The 18,885-nt window shown below is 65.3% G+C and carries 14 protein-coding genes and 1 other RNA gene; 8 read left to right on the top strand and 7 right to left on the bottom strand.

Annotated features, from left to right (window positions below):
* Positions 1-4 precede the first annotated feature (4 nt).
* The 6 genes from purL (at position 5) to VN706_24520 (ending at position 9,617) form a co-directional block, all read left to right on the top strand.
* Entirely contained in the window at positions 5-2,293 is a 2,289-nt protein-coding gene (gene purL, locus VN706_24545; GenBank protein ID HXT18817.1) for a phosphoribosylformylglycinamidine synthase subunit PurL, read from the top strand.
* Between the two features lie 88 nt (positions 2,294-2,381).
* The gene (purF, locus tag VN706_24540) at positions 2,382-3,761 is read left to right on the top strand and encodes an amidophosphoribosyltransferase (protein HXT18816.1); all 1,380 of its coding nucleotides are present in this window, start codon (positions 2,382-2,384) and stop codon (positions 3,759-3,761) included.
* 86 nt (positions 3,762-3,847) lie between these two features.
* Positions 3,848-6,646, top strand: coding sequence for a pyruvate, phosphate dikinase (gene ppdK / locus VN706_24535; protein ID HXT18815.1), 2,799 nt, complete (start codon positions 3,848-3,850; stop codon positions 6,644-6,646).
* A complete protein-coding gene (locus VN706_24530) occupies positions 6,606-7,832 on the top strand; it encodes a glycosyltransferase family 4 protein (GenBank protein ID HXT18814.1) in 1,227 nt (408 codons plus the stop codon). Before ppdK ends, VN706_24530 begins: the two co-directional genes overlap by 41 nt.
* Positions 7,833-7,850: 18 nt before the next feature.
* Positions 7,851-8,543, top strand: coding sequence for a polysaccharide deacetylase family protein (locus VN706_24525; protein HXT18813.1), 693 nt, complete (start codon positions 7,851-7,853; stop codon positions 8,541-8,543).
* A 39-nt stretch (positions 8,544-8,582) separates the two neighbouring features.
* Positions 8,583-9,617 carry a lysylphosphatidylglycerol synthase transmembrane domain-containing protein gene (locus VN706_24520; protein HXT18812.1) on the top strand — a complete coding sequence of 345 codons (1,035 nt, stop codon included), beginning with the start codon at positions 8,583-8,585 and terminating at the stop codon, positions 9,615-9,617.
* Here VN706_24520 and VN706_24515 read toward each other — a convergent pair.
* Positions 9,614-10,441 (bottom strand): GNAT family N-acetyltransferase, encoded by an 828-nt coding sequence (locus tag VN706_24515; protein ID HXT18811.1) that lies wholly within the window; start codon positions 10,439-10,441, stop codon positions 9,614-9,616. The two genes, VN706_24520 and VN706_24515, sit on opposite strands and share 4 nt — an antisense overlap.
* A 124-nt stretch (positions 10,442-10,565) precedes the next feature.
* Between VN706_24515 and VN706_24510 the strand changes: the two genes are divergently transcribed.
* Positions 10,566-11,360 carry a hypothetical protein gene (locus VN706_24510; protein ID HXT18810.1) on the top strand — a complete coding sequence of 265 codons (795 nt, stop codon included), beginning with the start codon at positions 10,566-10,568 and terminating at the stop codon, positions 11,358-11,360.
* Positions 11,361-11,433: 73 nt separating this feature from the next.
* On the opposite strand, the gene ssrA is transcribed toward VN706_24510, so the two are convergent.
* The 4 genes from ssrA to dusB all read right to left on the bottom strand — a co-directional run bounded on the left by ssrA (position 11,434) and on the right by dusB (position 15,451).
* Positions 11,434-11,792, bottom strand: a transfer-messenger RNA (tmRNA) gene (ssrA, locus tag VN706_24505).
* A 62-nt stretch (positions 11,793-11,854) separates the two neighbouring features.
* Positions 11,855-13,516: a sensor domain-containing diguanylate cyclase gene (locus VN706_24500; protein ID HXT18809.1), complete on the bottom strand. Its 1,662-nt coding sequence runs from the start codon at positions 13,514-13,516 to the stop codon at positions 11,855-11,857.
* Positions 13,517-13,656: 140 nt separating this feature from the next.
* Positions 13,657-14,424 (bottom strand): nickel pincer cofactor biosynthesis protein LarB, encoded by a 768-nt coding sequence (larB, locus tag VN706_24495; GenBank protein ID HXT18808.1) that lies wholly within the window; start codon positions 14,422-14,424, stop codon positions 13,657-13,659.
* A gap of 7 nt (positions 14,425-14,431) precedes the next feature.
* Entirely contained in the window at positions 14,432-15,451 is a 1,020-nt protein-coding gene (gene dusB / locus VN706_24490; GenBank protein ID HXT18807.1) for a tRNA dihydrouridine synthase DusB, read from the bottom strand.
* A gap of 218 nt (positions 15,452-15,669) precedes the next feature.
* Here dusB and VN706_24485 point away from each other — a divergent pair, with 218 nt between their 5' ends.
* Positions 15,670-16,122 carry a PTS sugar transporter subunit IIA gene (locus VN706_24485; protein HXT18806.1) on the top strand — a complete coding sequence of 151 codons (453 nt, stop codon included), beginning with the start codon at positions 15,670-15,672 and terminating at the stop codon, positions 16,120-16,122.
* Positions 16,123-16,172: 50 nt separating this feature from the next.
* Here the strand turns inward: VN706_24485 and VN706_24480 are convergent, their stop codons facing one another.
* Positions 16,173-17,159 carry a DUF3667 domain-containing protein gene (locus tag VN706_24480; protein HXT18805.1) on the bottom strand — a complete coding sequence of 329 codons (987 nt, stop codon included), beginning with the start codon at positions 17,157-17,159 and terminating at the stop codon, positions 16,173-16,175.
* A 50-nt stretch (positions 17,160-17,209) separates the two neighbouring features.
* Positions 17,210-18,754 carry a glutamine-hydrolyzing GMP synthase gene (guaA, locus tag VN706_24475; GenBank protein ID HXT18804.1) on the bottom strand — a complete coding sequence of 515 codons (1,545 nt, stop codon included), beginning with the start codon at positions 18,752-18,754 and terminating at the stop codon, positions 17,210-17,212.
* Between the last annotated feature and the right edge of the window lie 131 nt (positions 18,755-18,885).

The raw sequence follows: 18,885 nt of genomic DNA, 5'->3' as shown, positions 1-18,885 counted from the left end.
CCGCATGCCACTCACTTCGCGCGTCGAGTCGCGCCCCGGCGATCCCGTCATCACTCCCGCGCTCGTCGCCGAGCACGGGCTGACGCCCGAGGAGTACGAGCGCCTCGTCGCGATGCTCGGTCGTGTGCCGACGTTCACGGAACTTGGAATCGTGAGCGCGCTGTGGAGCGAGCACTGTTCGTACAAGCATTCTCGCCCGCTGCTGCGGACGCTGCCGACCAAAGCGCCGTACGTGTTGCAGGGGCCCGGCGAGAACGCCGGCGTCATTTCGATCGGTGACGGCCTCGCGGTCGCCTTCAAGATCGAATCGCACAATCATCCGTCGGCCGTCGAACCGTATCAGGGCGCCGCGACCGGCGTCGGCGGCATCCTGCGCGACGTCTTCACCATGGGCGCCCGCCCCGTCGCGATGCTCAACTCGCTGCGATTCGGTTCGCTCGATTCGCCGCGTGTTCGCTACCTCTTCGCGGGCGTGGTGAAAGGCATCGGCGATTACGGCAACTGCGTCGGCATTCCGACCGTCGCCGGCGAGATCGCCTTCGATCCCTCATACGAAGGGAATCCACTCGTCAACGCGATGTGCGTTGGCCTCCTGAAGGAAGAAGAGCTCATTCGCGCCGTGGCGCAGGGCGTGGGTAATCCGATCATCGCCGTTGGCGCGCGCACCGGGCGCGATGGGATTCACGGCGCGTCGTTCGCTTCGGAAGATCTGTCGGCGCAGAGCGATGCCAAACGCCCGCGCGTCCAGGTGGGCGATCCCTTCACCGAGAAGCTGCTGCTCGAGGCAAGCCTCGAGTTGATTCGCAGCGGCGCGATCGTCGCCATTCAGGACATGGGTGCCGCGGGCCTCACGTCATCGTCGGCCGAGATGGCCGCGCGCGGCGACGTCGGTGTGACGATCGACGTGACCAAAGTGCCGGTGCGCGAAACAGGCATGACGCCGTACGAGATTCTGCTGAGCGAATCACAGGAGCGAATGCTGGTCGTGGCGAAGCGCGGCCGCGAGCACGAAGTCAGCGCCATTCTCGAAAAGTGGGAGCTCACGGCATCGGTGATCGGCGAAGTCATCGCTGAACCGGTGTATCGCGTCACTGAGGGCGACCGCGTCGTCGCGGAATTCCCCGGAACGCGGCTCGTGACAGACTGTCCGACCTACACACCGGACGCGCGTGAGAGCCTCGAGATCAGCCGGCTGCGTGCGCGACCAGTGTCGACGATTCCGGAGCGCCCGGAAGAACGCGATCCGGTCTGGACGCTTACGCAACTGCTGTCGTCGCCGACCATCGCGTCGAAGACGTGGGTCTATCGCCAATACGACACCAGCGTCCGCACCAACACCGTGATCGGGCCCGGCGGCGACGCCGCGGTGATTCGCGTGCGCGGCACCGAGCGCGCGATCGCGGTGAAGACGGATTGCAACGGCCGATACGCCTATCTCGACCCGCGCGTCGGTGCGCAGATCGCCGTGTGCGAGGCCGCGCGCAATGTCGCGTGTACCGGCGGGCGTCCAATGGCCATTACCAATAATCTCAACTTCGGCAATCCGCGTCGTCCCGAAGTCTATTTCCAATTGCGCGAGGCCGTGCGCGGCATCGCCGAGGCGTGTGACGCGCTCGGCACGCCGGTGACGGGCGGCAACGTCTCGCTCTACAACGAGAATCCGAACGGCGCGGTGTATCCCACGCCCGTGATCGGGATGGTCGGCTTGATCGAATCGGTCGCCCACATCACGCGCGCCAACTTCCAGGATGAGCACGACACGATCGTTCTCCTCGGGGCGCCGACGGCGCACATCGGGGCGAGCGAGTATCTCGCGCGCATTCACGACACGGTGGCTGGTTCCCCGCCGCCGTGCGATCTCGACGCCGAGAAGGCACTCATCGAAACGTTGGTCGAGGCGTGCCAGGGCGGCATCGCCCTCTCGGCGCATGACGTCGCGGACGGCGGACTGGCGGTGGCGCTCGCCGAGTGCTGCATGATGGATCGTGAAACGCAGCGGGGTGCGACGATCGACCTCACGGCGTGGAGCGAGCTTCCCAGCCGCGCGGTGTTGTTCGGCGAAGCACAGGCGCGCGCGATCGTGACGACCACCATGCCCGATACGCTGCTGCAGATCGCCGGCAAACATGGCGTCCCCGCGCGCGTGATCGGGTTGGTCGGCGCTCGAGGAAGTCAGCTCGCAATCAAGACGGGTGAAGGACAATTCAGCGCCGAGCTGCGCGTGCTCGACGAAGCGTATCACGAAGCAATTCCCAGGATCATGGCGCAATCGGCAATTACTTTGTCATCCTGAGCGAACCGAAGGACCTCGTCCACATCCACGCGGATGAGATCCTTTCGGCCCTTCGCGCCTCGGGCTGACGCAATAATAGACAAACCCAATGTGCGGTATATTCGGAGTTCATGGCCACCCTGACGCGACTCACATCGCGCAGCTTGGGCTTTATTCACTGCAGCATCGCGGACAGGAATCGGTCGGCGTCGTATCGATCGACCCGCAGGGCACCGCACACGCGGTCCGCAGCATGGGGACGCTCTCCGACACGCTCGCCCGCGAGCTGTCGAAGATCCCCGGCATCTCGGCCGTGGGCCACACGCGGTACTCGACCGCGGGATCGTCGACGATCGAGAACGCGCAGCCCGTCGTCGCTCGCTCGAAAGGCGGCTACATCACCCTCGCGCACAACGGCAACCTGATCAATGCCGCCGAGTTGCGCATGGAGCTCGAGGACAACGGCTCCATCTTTTCGTCGACGAACGATTCCGAGGTGATCGTCCATCGCCTCGCGAAATCGAACGCACCGACGCCGGCCGAACGATTGGCCGATGCCCTCAATGGTGTCGAGGGCGCGTTCAGTCTGATCGTCGCGATGGGCGACACGCTGCTCGCGGCGCGCGACCCGCGCGGCTGGCGTCCGCTGGCCATGGGCAAGCTCGGCGACGCGATCGTGTTCGCGTCGGAGACGTGCGCGCTCGACATCGTCGGTGCCACGATTCTGCGCGACGTCGAGCCTGGCGAGATCGTGTCCGTGCGCGGCGGGGAGATTCAATCGTCGTTTCCCATGCCGAAGCGCGATCTGCATCGGTGCGTATTCGAGTTTGTGTATTTCGCGCGCCCCGACAGCCGCGTCTACGGCGGCTCGGTCGACCGCGCGCGCCGCGCACTCGGGCGGCGGTTGGCGCAGGAATGTCCCGCGCCGGCCGCGGAGCTCGTGTTCAGCGTGCCCGACTCGTCGAATTCCGCCGCGCTCGGATTCGCCGAGGAGAGCGGCCTGCCCTACGAGCTCGCATTGATTCGCAATCACTACGTCGGCCGCACGTTCATTCAGCCGACGCAGGCCGGGCGCGACGCCAAGGTCAAGGTCAAGTACAACCCGGTGCGTGAAGTGCTCGACGGCAAGAGCGTCGTGATGGTCGACGACTCCATCGTGCGCGGCACGACGACCCGCGGGCTCGTTGCACTCGTGCGCGCCGCCGGCGCGCGCGAGGTTCACATGCGCGTCAGCTCATCGCCCGTCACCGGGCCATGCTATTACGGGATCGATACACCGTCGCGCGAAGAGCTCATCGCCGCGAACTATACGACCGACGAAATCGCGAAGCACCTTGGTGTCGATACGCTGGGATATCTCTCGCTGGATGGAATGCTCGAATCGGTCCCATCCGGCCCGCACGGCTTTTGCCATGCGTGTTTCTCAGGCGATTACCCGACGCCGCCCCCAACGGATCCCGACAAGCTGCGGTTTGGCTGCGGCTGCTAGCGAACGAATCGCACGCGAGCAGTTCGGAGCCGGGCCGTTTCCCGTGACGAAGCATGGCTTCTTCAATGCCGATAGACGATAGCGCAGTGAAGGTATCACCTGCGCCCGCGAACGCGGGCGCGCCATCCCCCGCGGCGCCAGCCGCGCCACTCCCCGCGGCGTCAGCCGCGCCACCCCCTGCAACGCGCGAAGCCCCTCGCGACGTCTTTTTCTTCGGCGACGGCACCGCCGAGGGCACCAAAGACATGAAAGCCGTCCTCGGCGGCAAAGGCGCCAATCTCGCCGAGATGACGAACCTCGGCGTGCCGGTGCCGCCGGGCTTCACGATCGCGACGTCATTGTGCGTCGCGTATCTGCGCGAAAAGCACGTGCCCGACGCCTTGCGCCCCGAAGTCAACGCCGCGCTCGCGCGGCTCGAGAAGGCGACCGGCAAGCAATTCGGCGACGCCGCGAATCCCCTGCTCGTATCCGTTCGCTCGGGCGCGCCGGTGTCGATGCCCGGCATGATGGAGACCATTCTCAATCTCGGGTTGAACGACCGCACCGTGCACGGACTCGCGAAGGCCAGCGGAAATGCGCGCTTCGCGTACGACTCGTATCGCCGCTTCATCCAGATGTACGGCGACGTCGTGCTCGGCGTGCCGTTCGCGCAGTTCGAGCACTTGCTCAGCGCCAAGCGGCTGACCAAAGGCGCCAAGACGGACGCCGATCTCGATGAGACCGCGCTGCGCAATCTCGTCGAGGAGTACAAAGCGCTGGTGCGCTCGACGACCGGCCAGGACTTTCCGATGGATCCCGTGGTGCAGCTTTGGGGCGCGATCGAAGCCGTGTGGCGTTCGTGGACGCTCAAGAAGGCCGTCGATTATCGAAAGGTGAATCGCATCACCGACGACCTCGGCACCGCGGTCAACGTCGTGTCGATGGTGTTCGGCAACCTGGGCGACGACTCCGGGACGGGCGTGGCGTTCACGCGCGATCCGTCCACCGGCGAGCGCAAGTTTTACGGCGAGTTTCTGGTCAACGCGCAGGGCGAGGACGTCGTCGCGGGGATTCGCACGCCGCTCAGCATCGACGACATGGCGAACAAGCTGCCGCAGGCCTATGAGGAACTTCTAAAGGTCCAGGATCGCCTCGAGCGGCACTTTCACGACATGCAGGATCTGGAATTCACGGTCGAGCGGGGGCGGCTGTTCCTGCTGCAGACGCGCACCGGCAAACGGACCGCGGCGGCGGCGGTGCGGATCGCCACCGACATGGTGGACGAAGGCTTGATCGACACCCGCACCGCCATCCAGCGCGTGCAGCCCGAGCAGCTCGATCAATTGCTGCATCCCGTCATCGACATCGCGGTGCGCGCCAAGCCGCTGTGCGCCGGGCTGCCTGCCAGCCCCGGCGCGGCGAGCGGCGTCGCCGTGTTCGATCCCGACGTGGCCGAGCATCGCGCCGCCGCGGGCGACAAGGTGATTCTCGTGCGCGACGAGACGACGCCGGAAGATTTTCACGGGATCGTCGCGGCGCGCGCGGTGCTCACGGCACGCGGCGGCATGACCAGCCACGCGGCGGTGGTCGCGCGCGGCATGGGCAAGTGCGCGGTGGTTGGATGCAGAGACATTCACGTCGACGTGGAGCATCGCCGCTTTTCCGTTGGCGACACCACCGTCGGCGAAGGCGAATGGATCACCGTCGACGGCGCATCGGGCCGCGTCTACGCCGGCGATCTGCCGACCACGCCCAGCGAGATCGTGCAGGTCATTCGCGGAACGCGGATGGAACGCGATGCGCCGACGTACCATGCGTTCGCGCGCCTGCTGGGTTGGGCGGACGACGTGCGCCGTCTCAGGGTACGCGCGAACGCTGACACGCCGGCCGATGCACGCATCGCGCGCGGGTTCGGCGCGGAAGGCATTGGGCTGTGCCGCACCGAGCACATGTTCTTCGAGGGCGACCGCATCACCGCCATGCGCGAAATGATCATCGCGCGCGACGAAAGCGGCCGCCGCCGTGCGCTCGCCAAGCTGTTGCCGATGCAGCGCCAGGACTTCGACGGAATCTTCGAGGCCATGGATGGATTGCCCGTAACGATCCGTCTGCTCGACCCGCCGCTGCACGAATTCCTGCCGCACGGCGGCGAAGAATCGAAGCTGCTCGCCCGAACGCTCGGCATTCAGCGGGCTGAGCTAGCCCACATTGTGGAATCTTTACGCGAGACCAACCCGATGCTGGGACATCGCGGCTGTAGACTGGGTATTACCTACCCGGAAATCACGGAAATGCAGGGCCGGGCAATATTTGAGGCCGCTGTGAAAGCGAAACGAAGAGGCATAGATGTCCGTCCTGAGATCATGATCCCCTTGGTGGCCACGCTGGCCGAATTCGAAAACCAGCGAGCCATTCTCGAGGACGTCGCGCGACAGGTGCTGGGTGGAATGGGGGAAGAAGTGCCGTACACCATCGGCACGATGATCGAGCTTCCGCGCGCGGCACTGACCGCTGACGAGATCGCAACCAAGGCGCAGTTCTTTTCGTTCGGAACCAATGATTTAACGCAAACCACCTTTGGCCTCAGTCGCGACGACGCGGGCCGATTCCTACCCAATTACGTAGATCGTGGTATACTTCCCGACGATCCATTCCAGGTTCTGGACCGGAATGGAGTTGGCAAGCTGATTGGATTTGCCGTATCTGCCGGTCGGAGCGTCCGCCCTGAACTCAAGGTGGGCATCTGCGGTGAACATGGCGGTGAACCGCGCTCCGTGAAGTTTTGCCACACGATCGGCCTCGATTACGTCTCCTGCTCTCCTTTCCGAGTCCCAATCGCCCGCCTCGCCGCTGCCCATGCCGCTCTTGAATCCACCCCTCCCAGCACTCAGGCGCTCGCGTCGTAGCCACCCGACGCTGCCCAACCTCCCGGACCTCGAGTTCCTGCCGAGCGATCCCAATCCGCTGCGGATCGCGCTGGTAACCGAGTACTACTATCCGCATCTGGGCGGCGTTTGCGAGCACGTGCACTTCTTCGCCCGCGAAGCGCGCCGCCGCGGACACCATGTGGACGTCATCACGTCCCACATCCCGGGCGCTCAAGAGCAGCCACACGTCATTCGCCTGGGTCGCAGCCAGCCCGTCTATTGCAACGGCTCACAGGCACGCATCACAGTCGGGTGGAATCTCCGCCGCGACATGCGCCGCGTGCTGCGTGAGGGCAAGTACGACATCGTGCACGTGCACTCGCCGCTCACGCCCGTGCTTCCGCTGCTCGCCATCGAGGAATCGGACCGACTCGGCATCCCGGTCGTCGGCACCTTCCATACGTACTTCGATCGCTCGGTCGGATACACCGCGTTCAACCGCTTTTTCCAGAAACGGCTCGACATGCTCGCCACGCCCATCGCGGTGTCGAAGAGCACGACCGTCGCGCTCAATCGGTATTTCGAGGCGGACTGGCAGATCATTCCGAACGGCATCGACACCGATGTCTTTCATCCGAGCGCTCCTCCCCCGCCGGGGATTTCGAAGGACGTTCCGACGATTCTCTTCCTCGGCCGCTTCGATCCGCGCAACGGACTCACGACGCTGATCGACTCGTTCCGCAAGGTGAAGTCGAAGGGCACGAACGGCCGCCAGGCGCGGCTCGTGGTCGTGGGCGACGGTCCGCTGCGCGAGCACTACTACAAGCAGGCGAACGGCGACAAGGACATCGTCTTCGTCGGCTCGGTCCTCGAGGGACGTCCCAGCTACTACGCCCATAGTAGTGTGTACGCCTGCCCCACCACCAAGGCCTCGTTCGGCATCACGCTGCTCGAATCCATGGCGTGCGAGACGCCCGTCGTGTGCTCCGACATCCTCGGCTTCCAGGACGTCGTGGTGAACGAGCGTGAGGCGCTCATGGTGCCGTGCGGCGACCGCGACGCATTGGCCGACGCGCTCGTGCGCGTGCTCGACGACGAAGGACTGGCGATTCAGCTCGGCACCACCGGGCGTCAGAATTCGCTCGAATATTCGTGGTCGCGTGTCACGTCTCGCGTGCTGGACGTGTATCAGGGCGTTCTCGGAAACGTCGCCGTTAGCGCATAGCGCACGGCACACCGCCGCATGATTCTCGAAAGTCTGGGCGCCGGCGTCGTCGTGATCGGCGGCGCCGCGCACGGCGCGTTTCACCGCAACAGCTTCGTTTTCGGCAAACCCATCACGCACGTGTCCGGCGGCGGAAAACGCGTCGCGCTCACGTTCGACGACGGGCCCAATCCCAATGCGACGCCATTCATCCTCGACGCCCTGCGCGATCGCGGCGTGAAGGCCACGTTCTTCATCCTCGGCCGCCACGCCGAGCAGTGGCCGGATCTCGTGCGGCGCGTCGCCGATGAAGGACATTCGATCGGCAATCACGGCTGGTTTCATCGCAAGCTGCACTTCAAGTCGCCGGCCTATGTGCGGCGCGATCTCACGCTCGGCACCGAGGCGATTCAGCGGGCGTCGGGCGTGACGCCGCACCTCTTTCGCGCGCCGCACGGCTTCCGTGCGCCCTGGGTCACGGCGATCGCGCGCTCGCTCGGCCAGCGGACCGTCGGGTGGTCGCTCGGCGTGTGGGACTCCGACAGGCCGGGCGTCGACGTGATCGCCCAGCGTACCGTCGACGGAGCTCGTCCCGGGTCGATCCTTCTCTTGCACGACGGAGACGGCTACGATCCTCAAGGGGATCGGACGCAAACGGCACGCGCAGTGCCCTTGATTGTCGATCGTCTGCTGGCTCAGGGTTTCGAATTCGAGCTGTTCGACGCCGATTGATCACTGATTGATCACGACTGACCATCGCCTGACCACCGCATGAAGAAAGCCGTTTCGCGCAGCATCCGACTGTTGCTAAGCGTCGTCATCATCGCGGCGCTGGTGTTGTTTGCGCGAAAGGTCAATTGGCAGACGACGTGGCAGAGTATCGTGAGCGCCAATCGCACCATTCTGCTGCTTGCGGCGCTCGTCAACCTGTTGTCGCTGGCGCTGAAAGGCGTGCGCTGGTGGATCTTCCTGCGCCCCGTTGGCGCGCCGTCATTGTGGATGGCGCTCAAGGCGACGTTCGCCGGCGCCGGTCTCAACAACGTGCTCGTCGCCAACGGCGGCGAAGCGGCGCGCGTCGTGTTCGTTGCCCGAGCCGCCCACGTGCAGAGCGCGAAGGTGCTCGCGACGCTCGCGCTCGAGCGAATGTTCGAGCTGATCGGGTACGTCGTGATGCTCGCGCTGGCCGTCTCATTCCTCGATCTGCCGTCGTCGCTTTCGCGCGCCAAGCCGTTCGCGTGGGCCGGGCTCGCGCTCATCGCGGTGTTCCTCGTCTATCTGGTCCGCCGCCCGGACATCGCCGAATCCGCGGCGCCGCTCGCGGCCGAAGTAACAGGCGCGATCGGATGGCGGTCTCGCGTCGCGAACTACTTCCGCCACTTCGGTCATACGATCGGCGGCATTTCCACCGGCCCCCGATTCGGCATGGCGCTCCTGATCTCGGTGTCGATCTGGGCGCTGCAAGTGTGGACCTACGCGTTGACCGCGCGTTCCGCGCATTTCAATCTGTCGCCCGTTGGTACCGTCGCCGCGCTGCTCGCCGTCAACCTCGGCTTCGCCGTGCGCGCGACGCCTGGCAACGTCGGCGTGTTCCAGGCGGTGTATGCGCTGACGGCCGTCGGGTTCGGAATGGATAAGGATCAGGCGATCGCCGTCGCGTTCCTCATTCAAACGCAGCAGATCATTCCCGTCACCCTGCTCGGAATCGCCCTCGCGCCGGAGTTCATCTTCAAGCGCAAGCAGGTCGTGCGCGCCGAGGATCGCGGGCTCGATCTGCATTCGCGGTCGCCCGAGAGCGCGGACGATTAGTTCGCGGGTTCGAACGACGCCATGAGAAAATCACCCGCGCGCTCGTAGCCGAGTCGCTGGTAGATCCTGTTCGAGGTCGGGTTCGCGAGATCGGTGTGCAGGAAGACGAACTCGCGCCCGTCGCGCAGCAGCTCGTCCGTGAGATCGGCCACCAGCATCGACGCGTAGCCGCGGCCGCGAAGCTCGAGCGGCGTGTAGACGAGATTGATCCTCACGCCGTGCGCGGTCCGGCCGACCGCCGCCGCGCTCGAGACGATACGACCGCCGTCTTCCCAGACATGCAGCGCGTGCGACGCGATCCGGCGCGCGATCGATTCGCGTGCATGCTCGAGCGTCTCGCGCTGTCCGATGGCCGCGCTGAGCGCGATGTGCCATGCGATTAGAGTTTCCTCATCACCTGGCGTCGCCAGCCGGCGTGCGCCGGTCGGATGCCGGTCCGGCCACATCACGCGGCGATTTACGTACACGCCTTGCGCCAGCGAATGCTCGATCGCGCGGGCCATCGCCGCCGTCACCGCGCGCACCGTCTCGGCGTTGCCCACGACGGCACTGCACGGCTCCTTGCGGAGCAGCTGAGCGAATTCGTCTCGCGCGTCCGGCTCGACGCGCGAGACGAGCAAACGGGTGTCCAGCCGAAACGCGACGCCGAGCACTTCCGCGCTCCCGCCGTTGTCGATCGCGACGACCGCGAGTCCGCCGGGCGGCAGCTCGGCGAGCTCGCCGAGGATACCGAGCATGAGCCCGTGCTGCGCCTCGTGGCGCAGGAGAAACGAGTCGGCGGCGGCTCGAAAGCGCGCCGCGCTTGGGAAGCGGATGAGATGCATTGGGGCCCGGAGAATCAATAACACTCGGCGACAGCCTGATTGCTCACGCAGCGCTCACGCACTGCTCACGCGGGCGCGCTACAGTGCGTCGCGATCGGCCGCGGCTCGAACCCGGAGGTGCGCGATGATCATCATCTTTGCCACGGAGCCGCAACTCGTGCGGCGTGCCGGCGTCGCGTTGCACGACGTCGGGCAGGTCACCCTCGTTACGGAGTGGAGTCGATTCAACGAGTTGCATCGCACGGCCCGGTGCACGATCGTTGCCGACCCATGGATTTCCCTCGGCGAGCTGACGCCGAAGGTCGCGGCATTGCGCGACGGCGCGCCGTTCGTTCCGCTCGTCGTTGTCACCGGTTCCGTGCACGATCAAGGTCACGACGACCGGGAGCTCTTCCGCGATAGTCTTGTTGGACTACATGCATTCGAGCGACGGTTGCGGCGGGTGGTGTGTCGTGCGCTCGTGCGTGCGTGGTTCATTCGCGTCGGGCAACGCATTCGCGCAACGACGACCGTTCCCTCGGCGTTGGGGCACGCGCTGAGCATTGCCTGTGATGAACCGCGAGATGCCGCTTCGATCGGCATGCTCGCGACGCGGGTCGGGTGCGACCGCTCGACGCTCTGGCATCAATGGCGCCGCATCGTGCCCGACGACGGGCTGCGTCTCGAGGATTTTCTCGGCTGGCTGTTGCTCGTGCGCGGCACCGGGCTCCGAGCCGCGGGCGACAGTTGGCCGGTTGTCGCGACTGAATTGGGCGTGCATCACCATACGCTGGCGCGGCTGGCGCGCCGCCTCACCGATGTCACGCTGCGCGAGATCGCGGGACAGCCGACTTCCTGGGTCGTGGATCAGCTCAGGTCGCGGGCGCTGAGTCGCATCACCGACGTCGCCCAGGACATGCCTTCAACGTTCTGGAATTAGAAACGAGTAACGGTCTGAAACGCACAACGGCGCCCAGAGTCTGGACGCCGTTGAACGTTGCTACATCCGATTTCAGTGGAGGCGCCGGGAATTGAACCCGGGTCCGAGAATAGATCGACCACAGCTCCTACGTGCGTAGTCCGCCGTTAGATGTCCCCGCGCGCTGGTTGGCAGACGACCCACTCGCGAGTAAGCCCTCTTCGTCTCGCCGGTACGCCGAAGGCGTACGCACCAGCCAACCCGGATTTCCGATACCTAAGAAGCCGCCCCGGGCGAGCTTCCTCAGAGGCACTTGCGGGCGTAACTAGAAGTTACGCGGCAAGGGCGAAGTTGTTGTTCGCAGTTGGAATGTTGCGGAGTGTTTTACCAGGTGCTCCACGACCTGGGCACGCAGCCACGGCTTCACTTACCCCGTCGAAGCCAGTCGCCCCCGTAACACTGAATCTAGTCGATTCGCGCCCGGAATCAACAGCGATCTTCGTGAAGCAGCCTCGTCAGCGAGCCTTGTAAAGCGCTGGAGTGACTTGCTTTGGCTGAATTACCTTCACGCAGTTTCTCCCGCTCGCCTTCGCCTCGTACAACGCCTTGTCGGCGGCCAACACCAGCCAGTCCCCATACGGCACCGGCGCCGGATACGTCGCCACGCCGAACGAGGCCGTCACCGGAATTCCTTGCCCCGCATGCGAACTCGGCCGCGCCTCCAGCGTCTGCCGCAGCCGCTCAGCCAGCTCGTAGGCACCCTGCTCCGACGTCTGCGGCAGCAGAATGGCGATCTCCTCGCCGCCATAGCGCGCGCACACGTCCACTTCGCGCACGCCGTCGCACAACACCTGCGCGACGTGCTTGAGCACCGTATCGCCCGCCTCATGGCCGAACTGATCGTTCACCTGCTTGAAGTGATCGAGATCCACCAGAATCAGCGAACACGTTCCACCAAACCGATCCGTCTCCGCCACGACGCGCCGCAGCTGCTCGTCGAAGTGCCGGCGATTCGACAGGCCCGTGAGCGGGTCCGTTCGCGCTCGACGACTGACCTCCTCGATCTCCCAGATGATCTCGAGCGGACCGCGCGCTACCGCCGCGAGAAGCCCCAGATTGCGCGCCTCGAGCTGGCCCACGTCGCTCGGCTCCTTTCCCTCGACGATCAACGCGCCGATCACCTGATTGCCGCTCTGCACCGGGACGATGGCCAGCGATCCAACCGGCCGAGCCATGCCGCCGTACGGGCAGGTCTCCTTCACGGCGGACGCCGCGTCTTCGAGCACCAAGGGCAGCTGCGCAACGCACGCCTGCCCGATGATCGAATCCACCGTCACGTGAAAGCCCGGCTCGACGTCGATCGACGGCGACGTAGCCTGAACAACGCCGTGCTTCTCGGCGTCGTTCCATCGCACGAGGCCCGCGACCGGAGCCGAGGTGACGTCGCGCGCCGTCTCGCACAGTGCCTGCCCCAACGCCTCCGCACTCCGATGCCCATGCATGCGCTGCACTGCATCGAGGAGCGCCTGGCCCTGGCGCATGTGGCGTCCGTAATCGCGCCGCAGATCGAAGAGCTGGATCAGCGCGCTGACCTGCGCGGCGAATCGCGGCAGCCATTCGCGTGCTCCGGCGTCGTCGAATCGCAACCCGGTCGCCGCGGTGAGCGAGAGGACGCCATACACCCCGGGTCCGCCGAGGACCGGCGCCGCCGCGAATTCAGGTGCGCCGTCGTCGCGCGCGACGAGCTGCAGCTCGCGATACTCGGCGCTCGATCGCACGAGCGGTCCCCACGAGCGCATGTCGAACGACGTCGGACGTGACGTCCCTTCGGTCGACCACGCGCCCGGCATCAGCGTCTGCCGCGCTTCCACCCATCGCCAGAAGATCGCTTCGTCGGCGCCGCTCAAGTCGCGCAGATCTCGAAGCAACCGATCGAGGATCTCGAGATCGCGCGTCGCCTCTCGCGTCTCGAATCGCTCCTGTGCCTCGCGCCCGAGCGCCGTGGACTTGGCCGGCGTCAGGCGGGAACCCGACGTCGCGGACGAGCGATGCGCATCGACGCGCGTGAGCGCGGCGCGGGAACGCCCGTCGTCGTCAGAGCGCCGACGTCTGAACAGCAGCGCGACGAACGCCGCACCGCCGACGAACGCGATTGCCGCCGTGATGAGAAGACTCATAACCCTGTTGTCATCCTGAGCGTAGCGAAGGACCCCTTTCACCAAGGCGAGCTCTCGTCAGTGAAAGGGGTCCTTCGTCGCTCCGCTCTTCAGGATGACAAACAGCGCGACTTCTCATGATGACACACCGCCTGCGCTCCTCAGGATGACACGCCGTGCGTGATACGCGACGCGGCGACCGCCGCGCCGAATCCATTGTCGATGTTGACCACCGTGATACCCGCGGCGCAGCTGTTGAGCATCGTCAACAGCGGCGCGATTCCCTGGAACGCCGCGCCGTAGCCGACGCTCGTCGGCACCGCGATCACCGGCGCGCGCACGAGACCACCCACGACCGACGGCAACGCCCCGTCCATCCCCGCGATGACGATCACCACGGCGGACGCGGAAAGCTCGTCGCGCTTGGCGAGCACACGATGAATCCCCGCGACGCCCACGTCTGTGATGCGCGCCACGCAGTCGCCCAGCGCCCGCAATGTCACGGCCGCTTCCTCGGCGACAGGCAGATCGCTCGTGCCGGCGGTGACGATCGTGACCGTTCCCTTGCCGCTCGGCGCCGGCTCGCGGCCCGGGAGAAATGCCGTCCGCCCGAGCGCATTCAACTCGATATCCGGCAGCGACGCGCGCAACATCTCCGCGGCGTCGGCCGAGAGCCGAGTAGCGAGCATGGCGTCGCCGCGCGCGATGATGTGCCGCGCGATCTCCGTGACCTGCTCCGGCGTCTTGCCCGCCGCGTAAATGACCTCGGGAAATCCCTGGCGAAGCGTGCGGTGATGATCGATCGTCGCGAAGCCGAGCGATTCCAGCGGCTCGAGAACGCCGTTTGCGAGCGCGTCGACCGCGCTCGTCACGTCGAGCGCGCCGTTCGCCACCTGCTGGAGCAGATCGCGAACGTGCTCGCGTCTCATGACACGCTCATGCAGCCGTGTCGACCTCGGCCGCGTACTGATCGCGCATACGCAAATACTCTTCAAAGATCCCTTCGACTTCGCCGAGCGACGTCACCGCGTGCAGCTTCTTGCGGAGCTCCGCCGAGCCCGGGAGACCTTTGCAGTACCAACCCAGGTGCTTGCGGAACTCGATCGCCGCGCCGCGCCGGTCGGGCTCGTAGTCGTTGGCCATCTTCGCGTGGTCGAGCGCGATGGCGAAACGCTCCTCGACGGTTGGATCGGGACGCTTGTCGCGGCCCGCGAGGAGATCGCGCGTTTGATCGAAGATCCACGGCTGCCCGAACGCGCCGCGGCCGATCATGATGCCGGCGCAATTCGTCATGCGCTGCATGCGCACGGCGTCTTCCGGTGTCTTGATGTCGCCGTTGCCGAGCACCGGAATGTCGAGCGCGGCGACGACGGCCGCGATTTCTTCCCAGCGCGCGGTGCCGCTGTACATCTGCGTGCGCGTGCGGGCGTGCAGGGTGAACGCGCGCGCGCCGGCGTCCTGCATGCGCAGAGCGATGCCGACCGGGTCGCGCGTGTCCTCGTTCCATCCGCTGCGCGTCTTGACCGTGACGGGAAGACTCGTGCTCTTCGCCACGGCGCGGATGATCTGCTGCACGAGGTCGAGATCCTTGAGACAGCCCGAGCCGCCGTTCCGCTTGACGACCTTCTTCACCGGACAGCCGAAGTTGATGTCGATGAACTCGGGCTGGAAGACGTCGGTGACGAACGCGGCCGCTTCGCCCATGGCGATCGGATCGGCGCCGAAAATCTGCACGCCGATCGGCCGCTCGTCAGGCCCGAAGCGCAGCTTGCTGATCGTCGCTTCGTTCTCGCGCCGAATCCCCTCGGCGGACAGGAATTCGGTGACGACGACGTCGGCGCCAAAGCGGCGGCAGAGGCGCCGGAACGGCGACTCGGACACGCCGGCCATGGGCGCCAGATACATCGGCACGTCGACCGAACTGCCTGTCAGGGGGAACGGAAAGCGTTTCGTCACTGAGGGTTTCTCGCTCCGGCGCTGCGCACCTTCGCCCGGAATGCTGGACGGTGCCATTTCACTGGGTGTTCCTCGCTCCGGCGCTGCGCACCTTCGCTCGGAATGCCGCATGTGCCACTCGATCAAGTTAAGAGCGTGCCGAAGTCGAAGCAACACGAAGCAACTGCAAGCAACATCAGCATTTGACACACGTCTAGGGGCTCAATAGGTTGCGCCAAATGGAACTGCGAGAGTTCTTCAGCGAAGACGCAATCAAGCTCGACCTTGCGGGGACGTCGAAGGATGACATCCTCCGCGAGCTGATCGGCTTGCTCAAGTTGGACGAAAAGTCCGAAGGCATGTTGTTCAAGATGCTCAAGCGCCGTGAGAATCTTGGGTCGACGGGCATCGGGCGCGGCATCGCGATTCCCCACTGCCGCTCGCTGGTCGTCAACAAGCTGCGCGTGGCGTTTGGCCGCAAGAAGGAAGGCGTCGACTTCAAGGCGATCGACGAGAAGCCGGTGCACTTCTTCTTTCTGATCGTCGCGCCGCCATTAGAAGTCTCGAATCAGTACTTGCCCGTCCTCGGCAAAATTGCGCAGTTCAGCAAGGAGCCGGACGTGCCGGGCCGGCTGCTCGAGCTGACGGAGCCCAAGCAGTTTCTGGCGCTGCTCGAGGAAAAGGGCGTCTAGTCTAAATTAGACTAGCTGGCGCGGCGTTCGACGATCGTGTTCGACGATGGTCAGCGCGCGAGCGACGCGTAGTAGACGAGCCCGTACAACGCCACCGTCGACGCGCAGAGGCACATCGTCACGATGCCAAGCCCCTTGGCGATGGTTGCCGCGATCGATCCGCCGTACATCCCACGCAGCGCGATCACGCCGTAGATGGGAATCGCCAGCGTGCAAATCCCGCCGACGAGCCCGGCGACCACGGACGAGTACGTGAATTTCGCCAGCACGCCGATCGCGAGCAGCATGAAGACGAGCGTGTTGAAGTGAATCGAGAAGTAGAGATGCGCGGGATAGCGGTGCGGCCGATAGAAGGCGTTCAGAACCAGCGCGAAGACCGGCAGCATCATGAAGAGCACGCGCGGCAGGCTGTCCAGCAGGTTGCGCTTGAGGCCCTGCGGATCCTCGATTTCACGCCTCGCGATTGGACGAAGCCACACGGGTGCCTTGCCGACCTTCGCGAGCGCAGAGTCACGCTGTGCCGTCGAGAGATTGCCGCCGGCGACGGCGGTCGCCAGTGCTTTGCCCACTACCTCCGGCGCGGATCCTTTCTTCGCGGCATTCGGCCCGACGGTGAGGCCAACCTGGATGCCCGCCGCGTCCACCCGACGTGTCACCGGCACCAGCGTCGGTGCGGCGGACGCGAGCAGGAAGTAGATGAAGCTCATCGTGAGATACAGCCGCACCGGCGAGATGAAGCGAACGCGTTTGCCCTCGATGAACTGCCGCGTGACGGCGCCGGGCCTCGTGAGCAGCAGCTTGAACGTCTCGACGAACTTGCCGTCCCATCCCGTGAACTCGGAGAAGGCTTCGCCGGCGATCTCGTGCACGCTCGGGTGCGGGGGCACCGCGCGCTGTCCACACTGTGCGCAGAACGGACCGCTCATCGTCGCGTGGCAGTTCAAACAGGCAATGGTCCACGGCGCGGGCGGCTCGACGCTGGATGCCGGCGGGGCAAATTCGGCGGAACGCGACGTCACGTTAAGCGGTATGCTCATGGGTCCAAGCTGAGTGAGACGATGATGCGGATCGCCCGTGACGCGTCAGTTCACTCCCACTCGATCGTGGCTGGTGGTTTTGAGCTGATGTCATACGCGACACGATTGACCCCGCGCACTTCGTTGATGATGCGGCTTGAAATACGCGCCAGCACATCATGTGGGAAGGGGTACCAGTCGGCGGTCATACCGTCCGTGCTCGTGACGGCGCGTAGTGCCACGACGTTTTCATACGTCCGGTAGTCCCCCATGACACCGACGGTACGGACGGGCAGCAGCACGGCAAACGCCTGCCAGATCTCGTCATAGAGATTCGCTTGCCGAATCTCGTCCAGATAGATCGCGTCGGCGCGGCGCAGCACGTCGAGCGCGTCGGGCGTCACGGCACCGAGGACCCGAATGCCGAGTCCCGGTCCCGGGAACGGATGCCGGCCGACCATCTCCTCGGGCAGTCCGAGCTCGCGGCCGACGTTGCGCACCTCGTCCTTGAACAGCTCGCGCAGCGGTTCGATGAGTTTGAACTTCATGTCGGGCTTGAGGCCGCCGACGTTGTGATGCGTCTTGATCGTGACCGACGGGCCGCCGCGCGGGGAGAACGATTCGATCACGTCGGGATACAACGTGCCCTGCACGAGGAAACTGGCATCCTTCCCGGCGCCGGATGTTGCTTCCTCGAACACGTCGATGAACGTGTGGCCGATGATCCGGCGCTTCTCTTCGGGATCTTCGACTCCCGCCAGCGCGTCGAGAAAGCGTGTCGACGCGTCCACCGTCACGAGCTTGATCCCGAGGTTGGCGTGCATCGTTTGCTCGACCTGCTGGCGTTCGTGCAGGCGCAGCAAGCCGGTGTCGACGAAGACGCAGGTCAGCTGATGGCCGATCGCGCGATGGACGAGCGCCGCGGCGACGGACGAGTCGACGCCGCCCGAAAGCCCGCAGATGACGCGTGCCGAGCCGACACGGGCGCGAATCTTCTCGATCTCCCCGTCCACGAACGCGCCGGGCGTCCAGGTCGGCTCCGCTTTACATATGTTGAATAAGAAATTTGATATCACCTCGCGGCCGCGCGGCGTGTGCGCGACCTCGGGGTGGAACTGGACGCAGTGAACCGGCTTGGTCTCGTGGCGCATGCCCGCGATGGGGACGCTGCCGCTCGACGCGGTGACGACGAAGCCCGGCGGCGGCGCGTCGACGTGATCGCCGTGGCTCATCCACACCGTCATCTCGTCGCCGGGCTGGAAGCCCGCGAACAATCCCGACGGCTCGTCGACGCGAAGCTGTGCGCGTCCGTATTCGCGCCGCCCCCCGGCGATCACCGCCCCGTTCGAGATGTGCGCGACGAGCTGCATCCCGTAACACACGCCCAGCACCGGTGCGATGTCGAGGAGCGCCGGCTCGGCGAGCGGAGCGCCGTCCTCGTACACGGAGCTCGGACCGCCGCTCAGGATGATGCCGGTCGGCTTCCAGTCGCGAATCCACTCGAGTGAGCGGGTCGCCGGATGGATCTCGGAATACACTCTCGCCTCGCGCACGCGGCGCGCGATGAGTTGAGTGAATTGGGAGCCGTAGTCGAGGATGAGGATTCTGGAAGTCACGTCGGATCAGGAATATGGACCACGGACGAACGTCGGACGTTCACCGATCGGCACGGAGACGGCGTTGGAACGGCGTTGGAACGGCGTTTTGAGTTTAATGGTTTTTGTCAGACACCCTCGGGACGCTCCGC

The organism is Gemmatimonadaceae bacterium (assembly GCA_035606695.1).
Taxonomy (GTDB): domain Bacteria; phylum Gemmatimonadota; class Gemmatimonadetes; order Gemmatimonadales; family Gemmatimonadaceae; genus JAQBQB01.
Note: the sequence above shows the minus strand (reverse complement) of the source record. Positions and strands in the feature narration are given on the sequence as shown.